Below are 16171 nucleotides of genomic sequence, written 5' to 3' on the forward strand. Positions count from 1 at the left end.
TCGCGCCGCAGCTGGTGCGCGGCGCCCGGCGCAGCCCCGCCGCCGGGCGGGGCTCGCACGTGCTCGCCTGGGGGCGGCTGCCGGCCGACGGTAGGGCACCCTCGGTGGTGTTCACCGGCGGACGGCGGCTGTTCCGCACCGTCCGGGCGGCGGCCGTCGCCGAGGTGGTCACGGTCGCCGGGTCGTTCTGGCTCGCCCTCGCCCAGGGGCCGTACGACACCGTGCTGGTCGAGCACCCGGCGGGCGGGCCGGCCGAGCGGCTGACCCTGCAGCGGGTGCGGGAGGGGGTCGGCGCATGAGCATCGCCGTCGTCGCGGGCGCTCCCGGGTACGCCCTGCCGGAGCGGTTCCGGAAGCTGCCCCGGCTGGCCGCCCTCGGGCTGCTGCCCTGGCTGATGGTGCTGGCCGTCAACCACGAGACCCCGTGGGTGGTGCTGGACCTCGTGGAGTTCGCCACCCTGCTCTCGCTGGACACCCTGCTGCGCCGGCACAGTGCCGCCGCCCCCTGGCTGGGCGGGGCGGCGGCCCTGCTGCTGGCCGGCGACGCGCTGGCCGACATCGCCTGCGCCGGACCGGGGCACGCGGTGACGGCGGCGCTGATGATGGCGTGCTGCGTCGAACTGCCGCTGGCGGGCGTGTGCCTGCTGCTCGGGCGGGAGTCGATACGCGGCTGAGGCCGAGCGGGTCACTGCCGAGCCGCCACTGCCGGGCAGTCACCGCTGGGCGGTCACTGCCGGGCCGGCACTGAGTGGTCACTGCCGAGCCGTCACTGCCGGGCGGGTCACTGCCGGGCGGGCAGTTTGCCCATCAGGACGCGGGTCTCCTCGTCCAGCGGGGTGTAGCTGATCATCCGCGTCCCGAGCCTGGGGCTCAGCCAGAAGTTGGTGTACTCGCAGCGCAGCAGGCCCACGCCCGGCACCTGGAAGCGCTTGATCCCGTTGCCCGGCCGCATCACCTCGTGCCGCTGCCACTCCTCCTCGAAGTCCGGCGAGGCCTTGAGCAGCCGCGCCAGCAGCGCCTTCCAGGCCGGCTCGGCGGAGTGCTCGGCCATCGCGGCGCGGAACCGGGCCACCATGCCGAGGCGTTCCGTCCGGTAGTCGATCAGCACCTCGCGGAAGCGCGAGGGGGTGAACGCCAGCCACATCAGGTTCCGCTCCTCCAGCGGCAGTTCACCCAGGTCGCCGACGATGGCGGTGTACGGCACGTTGTGCGCCAGGATGTCGTAGCGGGAGTTGACCAGCGCAGCCGGGTACGGCGCCATCTGCTCCAGCACCAGGCGCACGCTCGGGGTCACCGAGGGGCACTCCGTCACCGGCGCCGGATCGTCCGCGCCGGCCAGGGTGAACAGGTGCGCCCGCTCGCTCGGGTCCAGCAGCAGCGCCCGGGCCACCGCGTCCAGCACCTGCACGGACACCTGGATGTCCCGCCCCTGCTCCAGCCACGTGTACCAGGTCACCCCGACGGCGGCCAGCTGCGCCACCTCCTCCCGGCGCAGCCCCGGGGTGCGGCGGCGCCCGGTCATCGGCAGGCCCATCTGCTCGGGCGCGATGCGCTCGCGACGGCTGCGCAGGAACGCCGCCAGGTCGTGCCGGCGGGCCTCGTCAGGAGTGCCGCGGTGCGGCCCGGCGGAACCGGGACGGGCTTGCGCGGCCGGGGTCATCAGGCTCATGCTCCCCAGCATGCGGCACGCCGGAGCCTGTTGCCAGGTACTTCTTATACCTGGATAACCACACTCTGGTACCAGGGTACGAGGCGGCGGATCGTATGACCCGTGACTCAACGACTCGCCGTCGCCCCGGCCCCGGTACGGACCGCCCCCGCTCCGCACTCCCCCTCCGCCTCCCCGCCCTCCTCCCCCTCGCTCGGCACCGCCGGGCTGGTCACCGTCCTGCTCGGGGCCTTCCTGCCGATGCTGGACTTCTTCATCGTCAACGTCGCCCTGCCCAGCATCGACGAGGACCTGGCCGCCGGACCGGCCGTCCTGGAACTCGTCGCGGCCGGCTACGGCATCGCCTTCGCCGTCCTGCTCGTCCTCGGCGGACGGCTCGGCGACATCTTCGGCCGCCGCCGGCTCTTCGTCGCCGGCGCCGCCGCCTTCGCCCTCACCTCGCTGGCCTGCGGACTCGCGCCCGACGCGTGGTCCCTGGTCGCCGCCCGGGCCGCCCAGGGCGCCTCATCCGCCCTGCTCATCCCCCAGGTGCTCGGCACCATCACCGCCGCCACCGACGGCGCCCGGCGCGGCCGCGCCCTCAGCGTCTACGGCGCGGTCGGCGGCATCTCCGTGGTGATCGGTCAGGTACTCGGCGGAATGCTGGTCGCCGCCGACCTGTTCGGCACCGGCTGGCGCTCGGTCTTCCTGCTGAACGTCCCGTTCGCGCTGCTCGCCGTGGTCCTCGCCGTCCGGTACGTGCCGGAGAGCCGGGCCACCCGGGCCGCCGCGGTCGACGTGCCCGGCACCGCCCTGCTCACCGCCACCCTGCTCTCGCTGCTCATCCCGCTGATGGAGGGCCGCGCGGCCGGCTGGCCGCTCTGGTCCTGGGTGCTGCTCGCCCTCTTCCCGGTGTTCGCCGTCACCTTCGCCCTGGTCGAGCGGCGCGCCGAGCAGCGCGGAGCCACCCCACTGGTGCCGCCGTCCCTGCTGCGGATCCCCGAGATGCGGCGCGGCCTCGGCATCGCACTGCCCTACTTCGCCGGCTTCGGCGGGTTCATGTTCGTCATCGCCGTCGCCCTCCAGCAGGGCCTGCGGCTCGGCGTGGTCGCGGCCGGCTGGGCACTCGTCCCGATGGCCGTCGGCTTCTTCACCGCCTCGCTCTCCGGCCCGCGACTGATCGGCCGCTGGGGCAGCCGGGTGCTCAGCGCCGGCGCCGTCATCCAGGCCCTCGGCCTCGCCACCATCGCGCTCACCGTCCTCGCCGACGCCGACCACTTCTCCCCGCTGCGGATGGCCCCCGGCGTCGCCCTCGCGGGCATCGGACAGGGCCTGATCGGCACCCCGCTGTTCCGGGTCGTCCTCGCCAAGGTGCCCGCCGACCGGGCCGGCGTCGGCAGCGGCGTCCTCGCCACCGGCCAGCAGTCCAGCCTCGCCCTCGGCGTCGCCACCCTCGGCACCCTCTACCTGTCCCTCTCCCCCAGCCTCGGCATGGGCCGCGCGCTCGCCATCTGCCTCGGCATCCAGCTGCTGGGCTCCTTCACCGTGCTGTACCTGACCACCCGCCTGCCCCGCTCCATCGGCTGAGCCACCCGGGCCTGTGGGCCCAGGGCGACGACGCGACGGCCCCGCGACCGGTCCCTCCGGTCGCGGGGCCGTCGTCGTCCCCTCTTTTCGACTCTTCTCGACCCGACCGGCGAGTCAGGTCTTCTCGGCCCGACCGGTGCGTCAGGTCTTTCGGCCCGACCGCCGCGTCAGGCGAGCTGCTTGACCACGGCCAGGTACTCGACGATGGCGTCCCGGTTGCGGGTCAGGCACTGGATCCGGCGGGTCATCCGCTCCGTCTCGCCCTCCAGGGTGTCGAGCATCTCCGGGGTGGCGTCGGCGAAGTGGATCGTCCGCGGGGCGTCCAGGCAGGGCAGGATCTGCTTGATGATCCGGGTCGGCAGCCCCGCGTCCAGCAGCCCGCGGATCTGGAGCACCCGGTCCACCAGACGGTCGTCGTAGTCGCGGTAGCCGTTCGCCTCGCGGCGCGGGAAGATCAGGCCCTGCTGCTCGTAGTAGCGCAGCAGTCGCGGAGCCGTCTCCGTCCGCCGGGCCAGTTCGCCGATCCGCATGTGACCACCCTCACGTCCGGACCGGGCCGCCCCGGCTGGACCTTGACATGGATGTCAACGATAGACGATCGGCCCATGCCGACGAATCAACTCCCGTCCCCCGCGTCCCCGATGACGGCCCCGACCGCCGCCCGGGGCGCGCCCCCGGCCCGGCTGCCCTGGTCCGCGCTGCTGGCCCTGAGCACCGGCGGGTTCGTCACCCTGATGACCGAGGCCCTGCCCGCCGGCGTCCTGCCCGCCATGAGCGCCGACCTCGGCGTCAGCCAGTCCGGCGCCGGGCAGTCCGTCACCCTCTACGCGGTCGGCTCCATCGTGGCCGCCATCCCGCTGACCGCCGCCACCGCCCGCCGGCCGCGCAAACAGCTGCTGCTCCTCGCCGTCGGCGGCTTCACCCTCGCCAACGCGGTGACCGCCGTCTCCGGGAACTACCCGCTCACCATGGCCGCGCGGTTCGCGGCCGGACTGGTCGCCGGAATGCTCTGGGCGCTGCTGGCCGGGTACGCCCGCGGCATCGTCGCACCCGAACAGCGCGGACGGGCCATGGCGGTGGCGATGAGCGGCGCCACGGTCGCCCTGTCGGTGGGGGTGCCGGCCGGCACCCTGCTCGCCGGGGCCGCCGGGTGGCGGGTCGCCTTCGGGCTGATGAGCGTCATCGCGCTCGCCCTGGTCGGATGGATCGCTGCGGCCGTCCCGCCGGCCCCCGGCCAGGCCGGACAGGACCGGCTACCGCTCCGGCAGGTGCTGCGGATCCCGGGCGTCGGCGCCGTCCTGGCCGTCACCGCGGCCGTCGTCCTCGCCCACAACATCCTCTACACCTACGTCGCGGCGCTGCTCGAACCACTGCACCTGGGCGGACGGGCCGACACCGTCCTGCTCGTCCTCGGCCTGGCCTCACTGGTGAGCATCGCCGCCACCGGGGCCCTGATCGACCGGCACCTGCGCACCCTCACGCTCACCGCCTGCGTCCTCGTCGCCGCCGCGGCGCTGACCCTCGCCGCCGCCCTGCTCGGCACGGCGTCCTGGCCGGTCTACGCCGCGGCCACGATCTGGGGCCTCGGCTTCGGCGGCGTCGCCACCCTGCTGCAGACCGCCGTCGCCGACGCCGCCGACACCGCGGCCGACCTCGCCCAGTCCCTGCTGGTCACCTGCTGGAACCTCGGCATCGCCGCCGCCGCATCCGCCGGCGGGCTCCTCCTCGCCCACGCCGGGCCGCAGTCCCTGCCCTGGTCGGCACTGGCTCTGCTGGGCATCGCCCTGGCGGTCACGGTGGCGGCCCGCCGGCACGGCTTCCCGGGGCGGCGGTGACGCTCGTCAGAGTGAAGTCGACGCACGCTGCTCACCACCGCCGCACGACCGGCCCTACCGTGAGTCGTATGACAGCCGGAGTTCCCATCCGGCAGCTCCAGCAGCACGCCAGCGAACTGATCGACCGGGTCGCGGCCGGCGAGCGCGTCGAGATCACCCGCAATGGGCGCCTGATCGCCGTACTGCCGCCACCCGACCCCGAGCAGCGGGTACTGGAGGACCTCGTACGCGACGGCACCATCGCCCCGGAGAACGCCGCCACCGCGCGCGGGCTGGCCGACTGGGTCCCGCCCGTGGTCGATGTCCAGCTCCCGTCGGCCAGCGAGGCCCTGCACAGGATGCGCGAGGAAGAAGACCGTTGATCTACCTCGACTCCTGCGCGATCCTCAAGCTCCTGCTCCCGGAGACCGAATCCGCCGCGCTCCGCACGTATCTCTCCTCGCACGGCTCCGAGGGCCATGCGACAAGCGCGCTGGTGACATGCCGATCACCTCGCCGGGCTCGGCCCTGGAGGCCGAGCCCGGCACCACCTCCGGGTAGCCACCGGTGGTGGCCGGGCCGGCGGCGTTCGACGCTCAGTCGTCCAGCGCGCCGAGGAAGGTGTCCAGGCGGGCGATGACCGCCCGCAGGAGGTCGACCGATCCGAGGGTGTCGTCCGGCAGTTCGAGGCTGTGGTCGGCGGCGGGCAGCTCCAGGACGTGGTGGCCGGTGGAGTCGGCGACGGCGCGGTCCCAGAGCTTGTCGGCGCCGCCGCCGACCAGGAGGGTCGGCGCCGAGGCCCGGTGGAGGGCGTGGGCCACGTGGTCGAGGGTCAGTACGGGGGTGAGCCAGGCGGCCGCGAGTCCGCGGTCGGCGGCGAGGCCCGCGGCGAAGGAGGCCAGTGACTTGCCGACCAGCAGTCGGCAGGCGCCGCCCTCGGCGTCGACGGCTTCGCCGACCTGCCGCTCCACCCAGGCGACCTGCCGCTCCTTTGTGAACTCAAGGAAGCAGTCCGGGAGTTGCCACCACAGCTCACGAACCGTCCAGCCGTGCCGCAGCAGCACCGAGCAGGCGAAGTGCAGCAGCGGCCGGGCGGGCGAGTAGCCGCCGCCGGGGACGATCAGTGCGACCCGGTCCGGGTCGCCGTCGAAGCGGGTGGGGAGGGTCAGCGCGGAGGGAGTGGGCACGACCCGCAGGCTACCTCCCGAACCGCTCTACCCGGCGGGGCTGCTGTCGCGTCACGCCGGGCTCTCCCCGGACAGCGCCGGTCGGGGCCGGGCGGTGACCACGGCCAGGGTGCCCGCCAGGGCGATCGCAGCGAACACGGCCAGCGCCCCGGTGGTGCCGATCGCGCCGGCCAGCGTGCCGCCCAACAACGCGCCGACCGGCATGACGAGTTGGCCGATCGAGCGGGACAGGCCGAGCACCCGGCCCAACTGCTCGGGCGGGGAGAGCTGTTGCTGCAAAGTCACCCAACTGACGCTCCAGACCGTCGCACAGAAGCCGAACACCGCCTGGTAGGCGATCAGCACCGGGAGCGCGGCCCCCAGTGAGGCCAGCGGGATCAGGAACAGCGCGGTGGCGGCGAGCGGGCCGAAGACCGGGATCACCCTGGTCAGGCCGATCCGCCGGATCACCCGCCGGGCGGTGAGCACGGCGGTCACCGCGGCGATGCTGTAGACGGCCTGGGTCAGACCGAGTTCGCCGGGGCCCAAGTCCACGACCTGGTAGGCGAAGTAGGCGAACAGGCCGGCCAGCCCGGCCCCGCCCAGGTTGAGCGCGGCCGCGGCGACGGCGAGCCGGGCCAGCAGCGGCTGGTCGCGCAGCACGCCGATGCCCTCCCGCAGCGACTCGGCGATGCCGGGGCGTGCGGCGGGCCGCTCCGGCCCCTCGCCGCGCCGGAGCCGGAGCCGGCCCCGGGGCCGGAGCAGGCTCATGGCCAGTGCGGACAGTCCGTAGCTGATCGCGTCCGCGACCATCGCGGTCGCCGCCCCCACCGCCTGCACCAGGGCGGACGCCAGCCCGGGGCCGGCGATCTGGCCGACCGAACGGGCCCCGGCCAGCTTCGCGTTGACCCCCACCAGGCCGTCCTTGGACACGAAGTCCGCCACCACGGTCGGCACCGCGATGGCGGACACCCCGCCCAACGCCCCGGAGACCGCCGCGACCGCGTAGAGGTGGACCAGGGTCAGCGCGTCGGCGGCGTGCGCCAGCGGGACGGTGGCGATGAGCAGCAGTTGCAGGACGTCCACCGCGACCAGCAGCCGCCGGCGAGAGGCGACCCGGTCCACCAGCACCCCCGCGAACGGCCCGGTCAGCCCCTGCGCCCCGTACTCCAGCGCGAAGAGCAGCGAGGCCGCCAACGGTCCGGCGCCCAGGAGCAGGATCGCCAGCGCGGGCAGGGCCAGCGCCGTGACCTGGGTGCCCGCCACGCTGACGCCCTGCGCGAACATCAGCGCGGGGACCGCGCTCCGCGCGGGTGGCGTAGCGGCCACCGCGGTGCGCCCTGCACCATCATCTGCCATGCGCTCCAAGCTACTTCACGTCACCGCCGGAGCGACCGGGCGGCCCGCCCCTGGGAGCCGTCACGGCTGCGCCGGGAGTTCCAGGAGCAGTGGACCGCGATCCGCGAACAGGCGCCGGACCTCTCCCTCATCCGCACCTTCGACTCCCCCGAAGCACTCCCGGCCTGAGCCCCGGACGGCCTGGGGAGAAAACCGGTTGGCCCCGCGCCCTCGCCGCTCGACAATCGCCGGATGACCAATGACCAGCTCGACTGGGGACGTCTGCGCGCGGCCCGCCGGGCCTGCACCCGCTTCCTCTCCGGCAGCCGCCCCCTCACCATGCACGCGCGACTGACCGCCCTCGCCGAGGCGGTCGAGCCGGATGCCTACCCCGATCTCTACGGCAACGGCGGCCCGGTCGGGGAGCTGGAGGAGCGCACGGCCGCACTCCTCGGCACCGAGGACGCGGTCTTCTTCCCCAGCGGGACGATGGCCCAGCAGGTCGCCCTGCGCCACCACGCCGAGCGAACCGGCAACCGGGCCGTCGCCCTCCACCCGCAGAGCCATCTGGAACGGCACGAGCGCCACGCCTACACCCAGCTCACCGGCCTGCGCGGCCTCTGGCCCACCACCGAACTGCGCCACCCCACCGCCGACGAACTCCGCTCCCTCGGCGAGCCCTTCGGCACACTGGCGGTCGAACTCCCCCTGCGGGACCCGGGGTTCCTGCTCCCCAGCTGGGACGAACTCACCGAGCTCACCGCCGCCGCCCGCGAGGCCGGCGCCCGGGTGCACTTCGACGGCGCCCGGCTCTGGAACACCACGACCCACTTCGGCAGGCCGCTCGACGAGATCGCCGCCCTCGCCGACAGCGTCTACGTCTCCTTCTACAAGGACCTCGGCGGCATCAGCGGCGCCGCCCTCGCCGGCGACAAGGCGCTCACCGCCTACGCCCGCACCTGGCGCCACCGCTACGGCGGGCAGCTGTACCAGCAGTGGCCGGCCGCCCTCGCCGCGCTCACCGGCCTGGACACCGCGCTCCCCCGGATCCCCGACTACACCCGCCACGCCGCGACCCTGGCCCCCGCGCTGGCCGCCCTGCCCGGCGCCCGGCTCTTCCCGGCCGTCCCGCCGACCCACGAGTTCCAGCTCTGGCTCCCCCACTCGGCGAGCGCCCTGAACGCCGCCGTGCTCGCCCTCGCCGAGCGGGAGAAGATCTGGTTCGTCCCGGAGTGGACCGACGCGGCCCCCGGCCTCGCCATGGCCGAGGTGGGCCTCGACGGCCCGGCGCAGCACTGGACGGCCCAGGAGGTGACCGAACTCGGGCTGCACTTCCTGGAGCTGGTCGCGGACGCCGAGCAGCGAACCGGCGCGGGCGACCGCAGCTGACCAGGCGGCGCCCGGCTCTTCGACCGGAGGTCGGGAACCGGGCGCCGCCGCACCCGTCAGGCGAGCGCCTCGGCCGGCCGAAGTGCCGGGCGAAGAAGCGCACCGCGCTGTCCGCCTCGAACCTCGGCAGTTCCTTGTGCCGGCCCGCGTTGGCGTGCAGCGTCTTCTCCGTCGAGGCGAAGACGTCGGACAGCGCGAGGCCGTCCTGGCGGGAGATGTGCTCGTCGTCCCACTGCAGGTCGTACTCGATCGGGACGGTGATCCGCTTCGCCGGCTCGGCCAGGACGTGGGGCCAGTGCCGGCCGAAGACCGCGGCCTTGATCCTGGGTTCGACCGCGACCAGCGGGATGCCGATCGCGGTGCCCATAGCCGGTCTCCAGGCGCTGGGCCCATGAGCACGCCGTCGGCAAACAGTTGGCCGGCACCGAACCCTTCGTGTCAGAATGACGATTATGAGCGAGCAGCACGTACGGACCTTCGCCGACGTCCGCGACCGCGAGGAGCTGGCGGCCCTGATGGCCGCCGGGGGGCGGCCGAAGTGGGTGATGTTCTGGGGGCACACCGCGCGCAAGGGCGGTGGGACGCGACAGGAGTGCCTGAGCCAGTGGTGGCCCGGGCGGTTCACCGTCGACGGGGTGGCGTACGCCTCCGCCGAGCACTGGATGATGGCCGGGAAGGCCCGGATGTTCGGGGACGAGGCGATCGAGCGGCGGGTGCTGGAGGCCCGGACGCCCGCCGAGGCGAAGAAGCTGGGCCGGCTGGTCGAGGGCTTCGACCAGGAGGTCTGGGCGGCGGGCCGGTTCGAGCTGGTGGTCGAGGGGAACGTCGCCAAGTTCGGCCAGGACGAGGCGCTGCGGGAGTACCTGCTGGGCACCGGCGGCCGCGTCCTGGTGGAGGCCAGCCCGGTGGACCGGATCTGGGGCATCGGGCTCGCCGCCGACGACATCCGGGCCGAACGCCCGCTGGAGTGGCGGGGGTTGAACCTGCTCGGGTTCGCACTGATGGAGGCGCGGGCCCGGCTGAGCGGATGAGGCCGGCCGCTCCACCTCCGGCGCCCCCGCGGCGGCGCGCGACCGGCGCACTCCTCGCAACGGCCGCCCTCTGTGCGCTCCTTGACACCACTCGGGCACGACTGGTCGCGCTCTCGTAACTCCATCGCCACATTCCGACGCCAGGATGTCCCGCAGTCAGGGTGCAGATGGACAGGTTGGGGCGATCATGCGCATGCGGTCGACGGAAGAATCCGCAGGCCAGCAGCCGGAGGGCGAGCAACGGGCCGCCGAACTCCGGGCAGAACTGGACGAGTTGCTCCGCGCGAGCCGCTACGCGGGCCAACGCGAACGACGACTGAACGAGGCGATACGGGCGAGCCCGGGCCGTCAGCGCCCGGACGGCGACCTGCTGCGGCAGCTCGCCCAGGCCCGCACCCTGCGCGCGGGCCTGGGCGCACGCTGCCTCCAACTGAGCGATCAGTTACAGGAGTTGGAGCTCAACCTCAGACAGCGGCCGCACCCCCAGCCGCACCCCCCGGAGCCACCACACCCCGAGCCGCCACACCTGCGGCCACACTCCCAGCCACACCCCGAGCCACACCCCCACGGGCCACACCCCCACCAGGCTCCACCGCCACCACCGCCGCCGCCCACCCGGCCCGACCTCGGCGCCCTCACCGAGCGGATCACCGGACTCCACCGAAGCGGCGCCCTCCCCGAGTCCCAGGAGCTGCTGGACCAGGCCGCCGCCCGCCTCGCCCCCGCCGACGCCGCCCTGCTGGTCGGGATGCTCTCCCAGCGCGGCCCGACCGGCGCCTCGCTGCACCTCGCCCGGACCGCCGCCCGGGGCACCCCGGACCACGCCGTCTCCGTACTGGCGGAGCTGCGCGAACTGGGCCTGGCCGAGGAGGCCGCCGAACTGTTCCACGCCTTCTGGGCCTACCCGGCGCCCGCCGTCCCCGCCCTGCTCGGCGCCCTGGAGCGGGCCGGGCAGCACGCCGACGGCGCCACCCTGCTCTGGGAGTGGGGCTCGGCCCCGACGACCGAGCTGACCTCCCTGGCCGCCTGCCTCCAGCAGCACGGCCGCCCCGCCGACGTACGGACCCTGCTGCGCCAGGCGGCCGGCCGCCCGACCGCCGACCTCGCCGACCTCGCGACCGAACTGCCGCCCGCACTCGCCACCCTGCTGCTGCACGAGCTGGTCGCACTGCGCCCGCCCGTCGAACTGGTGCGCCTGGCCGCCGTGCTGGACGGCCACCCCGGCCTCTACGCGCAGTTGCTGGGCGCACTGCTCGCCGACGCCACCCGCCACCGCACCACCCTCGCCGCCCTCCGCACGGCGGGCCTGCCGACCACCCCGCCGGCCGCCCCGCGCCCCCGCTGGGGCAGGCGGTAGCGGGCCGGCGAAAACGGGAAGCCCCCGCCCGCCCCCACCAAGGAGGACGGCCGGGGGCTTCCCGAAGGACCGGACTCAGCAGCCGATCAGACGCGCCGCCAGGTAGCCCTTCACCTGGTCCAGCGAGACGCGCTCCTGCGACATGGTGTCGCGGTCGCGCACGGTCACGGCGTTGTCCTCGAGGGTGTCGAAGTCGACCGTCACGCAGAACGGCGTGCCGATCTCGTCCTGACGGCGGTAGCGCTTGCCGATCGCGCCGGCGTCGTCGAACTCGACGTTCCACGCGGTGCGCAGGTCGGCGGCCAGGCCGCGGGCCTTCGGCGAGAGGTCGGCGTTGCGCGACAGCGGCAGCACGGCGACCTTGACCGGGGCCAGGCGCGGGTCGAGCCGCATGCCGACGCGCTTCTCCATGACGCCCTTGGCGTTGGGCGCCTCGTCCTCGAAGTAGGCGTCGATCAGGAAGGCCAGCATGGCGCGGTTGAGGCCGGCCGCCGGCTCGATGACGTACGGGAAGTACCGCTCGCCGCTCTCCTGGTCGAAGTACCGCAGGTCCTTGCCGGAGGCCTCGCTGTGCACCCGCAGGTCGTAGTCGGTGCGGTTGGCCACGCCCTCCAGCTCGGAGAACTCGGAGCCGCCGAAGTTGAAGCGGTACTCGATGTCCACGGTGCGCTTGGCGTAGTGGGAGAGCTTCTCCTTCGGGTGCTCGAAGAAGCGCATGTTCTCGGTGCGCATGCCGAGGTCGACGTACCAGTCCCAGCGCTGCTGGAGCCAGTACTCGTGCCACTGCTCGTCCTCGCCCGGCTTGACGAAGAACTCCATCTCCATCTGCTCGAACTCGCGGGTGCGGAAGATGAAGTTGCCGGGGGTGATCTCGTTGCGGAAGCTCTTGCCGGTCTGGGCGATGCCGAACGGCGGCTTCTTGCGCGAAGTGGTCTGGACGGCGCTGAAGTTGGTGAAGATGCCCTGGGCGGTCTCGGGGCGCAGGAAGGCCAGGCCACTGGCCTCCTCGGTGACGCCGAGGTGGGTCTTCAGCATGCCCGAGAAGTCCTTGGGCTCGGTGAACTGGCCCTTGGTGCCGCAGTCGGGGCAGTTGACGTCCTTGAGGCCGTTCGGCGGCGGGAAGCCGTGCTTGGCCTCGTACTTCTCCTCCAGGTGGTCGGCCCGGTGGCGCTTGTGGCAGGAGAGGCACTCGGTCAGCGGGTCGTTGAAGGTGGCGACGTGGCCGGAGGCCTCCCAGACCTCACGGGCCAGGATGACCGACGAGTCGAGGCCGACGACGTCCTCGCGGGCCTGGACCATCGTGCGCCACCACTGGCGCTTGATGTTCTCCTTGAGTTCGACGCCCAGCGGCCCGTAGTCCCAGGCGGCACGCGTGCCGCCGTAGATCTCGCTGCAGGGGTAGACGAAGCCACGGCGCTTGCTCAGGCTGACGATCGTGTCGATCTTGTCGGCGGCCACAGTGCTCTCTTCAGTACGTACGGCACGGTCAGGGCACGGCTGGTTGCTCGTACCCGAATACCCAAGGTTACCGGCCAGACGGGTACGGGGTTCAAATCGATATGGTCCGGCTCCCCCCACCCATCGCCACCTGTCGTTCACCCGTCCGAGTGAGTTGACAATCATTTCCAGTTCAGATGAGAATGATTGTCATGATGATCGGACTGTTCAGCCGCCGGACCCGCAAGACCGCCGCCCTGGCCGTCACCGCCCTCGCCGCCTCCCTGGCCCTCACGGCCTGCGGCGGCAGCAGCAGCGCCAAGGGCTCGGACGGCAGGCTGAACGTCGTCGCCTCCTTCTACCCGATGGAGTTCCTGGCCCAGCAGATCGGCAAGGACCACGTCTCGGTCACCGACCTCACCGCGCCCGGCGTCGAACCGCACGACCTGGAGCTCACCGCCAAGCAGGTCGCCGGCGTCCAGAAGGCCGACGCGATCCTCTACCTCAAGGGCCTGCAGCCCACCGTCGACCAGGCCGTCGACCAGTCGTCCAGCAAGCACAAGATCGACGCCACCGCCGCCAGCCCGCTGGTCGACCACCACCTCGACGAGGGCACCTCCGAGACCGGCGGCCACCAGCACGAGGGCCCGGCCGGCGACCCGCACATCTGGCTCGACCCGGCCCGCTACGCGGCGATCGCCAAGAGCGTCGGCGCCGAGTTCGCCAAGGCCGACCCGACGCACGCCGACGACTACCGGAAGAACACCGACGAACTGGTCACCAGGCTCACCGCCCTGGACCAGGAGTTCCAGGCCGGGCTGAAGGACGTCAAGACCAAGACCTTCGTCACCAGCCACGCCGCCTTCGGCTACCTCGCCGACCACTACGGCCTCACCCAGGTCGCCATCAACGGCGTCGACCCGGAGTCCGAGCCCACCCCGGCCCGCCTCGCCGAGGTGCAGAAGGCCGCCAAGGACAACGGCGTCACCACGATCTTCTTCGAGACCCTGGTCAGCCCCAAGCTCGCCGACACCGTCGCCAAGGACCTCGGCCTCAAGACCGCCGTCCTGGACCCGCTGGAGGGCGTCAAGGACCCGTCGAAGGACGACTACCTGAGCGTCATGAAGCAGAACCTGGCCAACCTCCAGGCCGCCCTCGGCGCCCCCACGGCGTCGGCCACCCCCGCGAGCTGACGGGACGCACCGCCATGACCCACCCGATACCCCCGGCCGTCCGCCTCCGTGACGCCGTCGCCGCGCGCGGCGGCCGGCCGGTGCTGCGCGGCGTCGACCTCACCGTCCGGCCGGGCGAGGTCGTCGCCCTGCTCGGCGCCAACGGCTCCGGCAAGTCGACCACCGTCAAGGCCGTGATCGGCTCCGTGCCGCTGGAGCGGGGCGACCTGGAGCTGTTCGGCACCCCGTACGGCTCCTTCCGCGCCTGGCACCGGATCGGGTACGTCCCGCAGCGCACCACCGCCGCCTCCGGCGTCCCGGCCACCGTGCGCGAGGTGGTCTCCACCGGACGGCTGGCGCAGCACCGGCTGCTGCCCTTCCGCCGCAAGGACCGCGCCGCGGTGGACCGCGCGCTGGCCGCCGTCGGCATGCTGGACCGGGCCGGGGACGGCGTCGCCGACCTGTCCGGCGGCCAGCAGCAGCGGGTGCTGATCGCCCGCGCCCTGGTCGGCACCCCCGACCTGCTGATCATGGACGAGCCGATGGCCGGCGTGGACGCCGCCAGCCAGCAGGTGCTCGCCGACACCCTGCGCGCCGAGGTCGGCCGCGGCGCCTCCGTCCTCCTCGTGCTGCACGAACTCGGTCCGCTGGAGCCGCTGATCGACCGCGCCGTGGTGCTGCGGGACGGCTGCGTCGCGCACGACGGCCCGCCCGTGCCCAACACCGGCCTGCACGCGCTGCCCGGCCACGACCACGTCCACCCGCACGCCGACCTCACCCCGCCGAGGCTGCTCGCATGACCGAGATGCTCTCCTACGACTTCATGCAGCGCGCCCTGCTGGCCGCCGTGCTGGTCGGGATCACCGCCCCCGCCGTCGGCATCTACCTGGTGCAGCGCCGCCAGGCCCTGATGGGCGACGGCATGGGCCACGTCGCGATGACCGGCGTCGGCCTCGGCTTCATCTTCCAGACCAGCCCGGTCTGGATGGCCGTGCTGGTCTGCGTGCTCGGCGCGGTCACCATGGAGCTGGTCCGCTCGCGCGGCAACCAGCGCGGTGACATCGCCCTCGCGATGCTCTTCTACGGCGGCATGGCCTGCGGCAAGCTGCTGGTCTCGATGTCCGCCCAGGCCGGGGCCGGCTCGCTGGAGAGCTACCTGTGGGGCTCGATCCTCACCGTCGCCCCCGCCGACCTGGCCACCATCGCGGTGCTCGGCGCGGTGGTCATCGCGGTCACCGTCGGCCTGCGCCGCCAGCTGTTCGCGATCTGCCAGGACGAGGACTTCGCCCGGGTCACCGGGGTGCCGGTGCGCACCCTCAACCTGCTGCTCGCGGTGATGGCCGCGGTCACCGTCACGGTCGCCATGCGGGTGGTCGGGCTGCTGCTGGTGAGCGCCCTGATGGTGGTCCCGGTGGTCGCCGCCCAGCAGCTCACCCGCTCCTTCGCCGCCACCCAGGCCGCCTCGATCGCGCTCGGCGTGGTGGTCGCGCTGGCCGGTGTCACCGGCTCCTACGAGCTGAACGTGCCCTCCGGCCCGGCCATCGTGCTGCTCGCCATCGCGGTCTTCGCGGTGTTCAGCGTGATCGCCGCGCCGCTCGCCCGCCGCCGGCACCGGCGCCGCGGGGACGCCGAGCGGGGGCCGCAGGTCTGCGACGTCCGGATCCCGGGTCGGATCCCCGGCCAAAACCCCGGCCAAGACCCGGGAAAGACTTCCTCCGCCGCGACCACTCCGGAGGAGCGGGCCGGGCTGGCACAATGAGGTGCGTGACGCCCACGACCCCAGGAGGACCCACGGTGACCACCGCAGGCCCGTCGCCGCGCGCCCGCTCGACCCGACAGCGTGCCGCCGTCTCGTCGGCCCTGGACGAGATCGCGGACTTCCGCAGTGCGCAGGAGCTCCACGACCTGCTCAAGCACCGCGGGGACTCCGTCGGTCTGACCACGGTCTACCGCACCCTGCAGTCGCTCGCCGACGCCGGTGAGGTGGACGTGCTGCGCACCGCCGACGGCGAGGCCGTCTACCGCCGGTGCAGCAGCGGGCACCACCACCACCTGGTCTGCCGGCACTGCGGCGCCACCGTCGAGGTCGAGGGCCCCGCGGTCGAACGCTGGGCCAACTCGGTCGCCGCCGAGCACGGGTTCAGCGACATCGCGCACACCCTGGAGATCTTCGGCACCTGCGCGGACTGCGCGAAGAAGGGCTGACGCCCGTACCGGGGCAGCCCGTACGGAC

General features: G+C 73.4%; 17 protein-coding genes and 1 pseudogene. 12 read left to right on the plus strand and 6 right to left on the minus strand.

Annotated elements, in window-relative coordinates; all coding sequences use genetic code 11:
* Both BG452_RS12980 and BG452_RS12985 read left to right on the plus strand, forming a co-directional pair.
* The coding region (locus tag BG452_RS12980; RefSeq protein WP_188304420.1) for a hypothetical protein at positions 1 to 299 on the plus strand (299 nt) is incomplete at its 5' end.
* Positions 296 to 673, plus strand: a complete 378-nt coding sequence (locus BG452_RS12985) for a hypothetical protein (RefSeq protein ID WP_188304421.1) — start codon at positions 296 to 298, stop codon at positions 671 to 673. The genes BG452_RS12980 and BG452_RS12985, both read left to right, overlap by 4 nt.
* 107 nt (positions 674 to 780) lie before the next feature.
* Here the strand turns inward: BG452_RS12985 and BG452_RS12990 are convergent, their stop codons facing one another.
* Positions 781 to 1659, minus strand: coding sequence for a helix-turn-helix transcriptional regulator (locus BG452_RS12990; RefSeq protein ID WP_188304472.1), 879 nt, complete (start codon positions 1657 to 1659; stop codon positions 781 to 783).
* Between the two features lie 111 nt (positions 1660 to 1770).
* On the opposite strand from BG452_RS12990, the gene BG452_RS12995 reads away from it, so the two are divergent.
* Positions 1771 to 3234 carry an MFS transporter gene (locus BG452_RS12995; RefSeq protein ID WP_188304422.1) on the plus strand — a complete coding sequence of 488 codons (1464 nt, stop codon included), beginning with the start codon at positions 1771 to 1773 and terminating at the stop codon, positions 3232 to 3234.
* Between the two features lie 167 nt (positions 3235 to 3401).
* Here the strand turns inward: BG452_RS12995 and BG452_RS13000 are convergent, their stop codons facing one another.
* On the minus strand, positions 3402 to 3764 hold the full coding sequence (locus BG452_RS13000) for a MerR family transcriptional regulator (protein WP_188304423.1): 363 nt from the start codon (positions 3762 to 3764) through the stop codon (positions 3402 to 3404).
* 75 nt (positions 3765 to 3839) lie between these two features.
* On the opposite strand from BG452_RS13000, the gene BG452_RS13005 reads away from it, so the two are divergent.
* Both BG452_RS13005 and BG452_RS13010 read left to right on the plus strand, forming a co-directional pair.
* Positions 3840 to 5069, plus strand: a complete 1230-nt coding sequence (locus BG452_RS13005) for an MFS transporter (protein WP_223242150.1) — start codon at positions 3840 to 3842, stop codon at positions 5067 to 5069.
* Between the two features lie 68 nt (positions 5070 to 5137).
* Entirely contained in the window at positions 5138 to 5431 is a 294-nt protein-coding gene (locus tag BG452_RS13010) for a type II toxin-antitoxin system Phd/YefM family antitoxin (protein WP_188304424.1), read from the plus strand.
* A gap of 213 nt (positions 5432 to 5644) precedes the next feature.
* Here BG452_RS13010 and BG452_RS13015 read toward each other — a convergent pair whose 3' ends face one another.
* Positions 5645 to 6235, minus strand: a complete 591-nt coding sequence (locus BG452_RS13015) for an alpha/beta hydrolase (protein WP_188304425.1) — start codon at positions 6233 to 6235, stop codon at positions 5645 to 5647.
* A gap of 51 nt (positions 6236 to 6286) precedes the next feature.
* Entirely contained in the window at positions 6287 to 7573 is a 1287-nt protein-coding gene (locus tag BG452_RS13020; protein ID WP_188304426.1) for an MFS transporter, read from the minus strand.
* A gap of 231 nt (positions 7574 to 7804) precedes the next feature.
* Here BG452_RS13020 and BG452_RS13025 point away from each other — a divergent pair, with 231 nt between their 5' ends.
* Complete coding sequence (locus BG452_RS13025; RefSeq protein ID WP_188304427.1) at positions 7805 to 8941, plus strand: threonine aldolase family protein; 1137 nt, start codon at positions 7805 to 7807, stop codon at positions 8939 to 8941.
* Positions 8942 to 9017: 76 nt separating this feature from the next.
* Here the strand turns inward: BG452_RS13025 and BG452_RS45565 are convergent.
* Positions 9018 to 9320: pseudogene (locus BG452_RS45565) on the minus strand (alpha/beta hydrolase); the annotation flags it as partial.
* A 73-nt stretch (positions 9321 to 9393) separates the two neighbouring features.
* Between BG452_RS45565 and BG452_RS13030 the strand changes: the two are divergent.
* Both BG452_RS13030 and BG452_RS13035 read left to right on the plus strand, forming a co-directional pair.
* Complete coding sequence (locus tag BG452_RS13030; protein WP_188304428.1) at positions 9394 to 9972, plus strand: NADAR family protein; 579 nt, start codon at positions 9394 to 9396, stop codon at positions 9970 to 9972.
* A gap of 193 nt (positions 9973 to 10165) precedes the next feature.
* Complete coding sequence (locus BG452_RS13035) at positions 10166 to 11329, plus strand: hypothetical protein (RefSeq protein WP_188304429.1); 1164 nt, start codon at positions 10166 to 10168, stop codon at positions 11327 to 11329.
* 75 nt (positions 11330 to 11404) lie between these two features.
* Here the strand turns inward: BG452_RS13035 and BG452_RS13040 are convergent, their stop codons facing one another.
* The gene (locus tag BG452_RS13040) at positions 11405 to 12787 is read right to left on the minus strand and encodes a glycine--tRNA ligase (protein ID WP_188304430.1); all 1383 of its coding nucleotides are present in this window, start codon (positions 12785 to 12787) and stop codon (positions 11405 to 11407) included.
* A gap of 191 nt (positions 12788 to 12978) precedes the next feature.
* On the opposite strand from BG452_RS13040, the gene BG452_RS13045 reads away from it, so the two are divergent.
* The 4 genes from BG452_RS13045 to BG452_RS13060 are packed head-to-tail and all read left to right on the plus strand — an operon-like array spanning position 12979 to position 16143.
* Positions 12979 to 13959, plus strand: a complete 981-nt coding sequence (locus tag BG452_RS13045; protein WP_223242151.1) for a metal ABC transporter substrate-binding protein — start codon at positions 12979 to 12981, stop codon at positions 13957 to 13959.
* Positions 13960 to 13973: 14 nt separating this feature from the next.
* Positions 13974 to 14738 carry a metal ABC transporter ATP-binding protein gene (locus BG452_RS13050; protein WP_188304432.1) on the plus strand — a complete coding sequence of 255 codons (765 nt, stop codon included), beginning with the start codon at positions 13974 to 13976 and terminating at the stop codon, positions 14736 to 14738.
* On the plus strand, positions 14735 to 15697 hold the full coding sequence (locus BG452_RS13055; protein WP_223242152.1) for a metal ABC transporter permease: 963 nt from the start codon (positions 14735 to 14737) through the stop codon (positions 15695 to 15697). The genes BG452_RS13050 and BG452_RS13055 overlap by 4 nt, the downstream gene beginning before the upstream one ends.
* A 35-nt stretch (positions 15698 to 15732) precedes the next feature.
* Positions 15733 to 16143, plus strand: coding sequence for a Fur family transcriptional regulator (locus BG452_RS13060; protein WP_188304433.1), 411 nt, complete (start codon positions 15733 to 15735; stop codon positions 16141 to 16143).
* Positions 16144 to 16171 lie beyond the last annotated feature (28 nt).

The organism is Streptomyces sp. CBMA123 (genome assembly GCF_014596465.1).
Lineage (GTDB): Bacteria > Actinomycetota > Actinomycetes > Streptomycetales > Streptomycetaceae > Kitasatospora.

Bases quoted from the DNA above. Each gene is read 5' to 3' on its own strand.
- BG452_RS12985 (WP_188304421.1), top strand. From the start codon at position 296: ATGAGCATCGCCGTCGTCGCGGGCGCTCCCGGGTACGCCCTGCCGGAG.
- BG452_RS12990 (WP_188304472.1), bottom strand. From the start codon at position 1,659: ATGACCCCGGCCGCGCAAGCCCGTCCCGGTTCCGCCGGGCCGCACCGC.
- BG452_RS13000 (WP_188304423.1), bottom strand. From the start codon at position 3,764: ATGCGGATCGGCGAACTGGCCCGGCGGACGGAGACGGCTCCGCGACTG.
- BG452_RS13005 (WP_223242150.1), top strand. From the start codon at position 3,840: ATGCCGACGAATCAACTCCCGTCCCCCGCGTCCCCGATGACGGCCCCG.
- BG452_RS13010 (WP_188304424.1), top strand. From the start codon at position 5,138: ATGACAGCCGGAGTTCCCATCCGGCAGCTCCAGCAGCACGCCAGCGAA.
- BG452_RS13020 (WP_188304426.1), bottom strand. From the start codon at position 7,573: ATGGCAGATGATGGTGCAGGGCGCACCGCGGTGGCCGCTACGCCACCC.
- BG452_RS13025 (WP_188304427.1), top strand. From the start codon at position 7,805: ATGACCAATGACCAGCTCGACTGGGGACGTCTGCGCGCGGCCCGCCGG.
- BG452_RS13030 (WP_188304428.1), top strand. From the start codon at position 9,394: ATGAGCGAGCAGCACGTACGGACCTTCGCCGACGTCCGCGACCGCGAG.
- BG452_RS13035 (WP_188304429.1), top strand. From the start codon at position 10,166: ATGCGGTCGACGGAAGAATCCGCAGGCCAGCAGCCGGAGGGCGAGCAA.
- BG452_RS13045 (WP_223242151.1), top strand. From the start codon at position 12,979: ATGATGATCGGACTGTTCAGCCGCCGGACCCGCAAGACCGCCGCCCTG.
- BG452_RS13050 (WP_188304432.1), top strand. From the start codon at position 13,974: ATGACCCACCCGATACCCCCGGCCGTCCGCCTCCGTGACGCCGTCGCC.
- BG452_RS13055 (WP_223242152.1), top strand. From the start codon at position 14,735: ATGACCGAGATGCTCTCCTACGACTTCATGCAGCGCGCCCTGCTGGCC.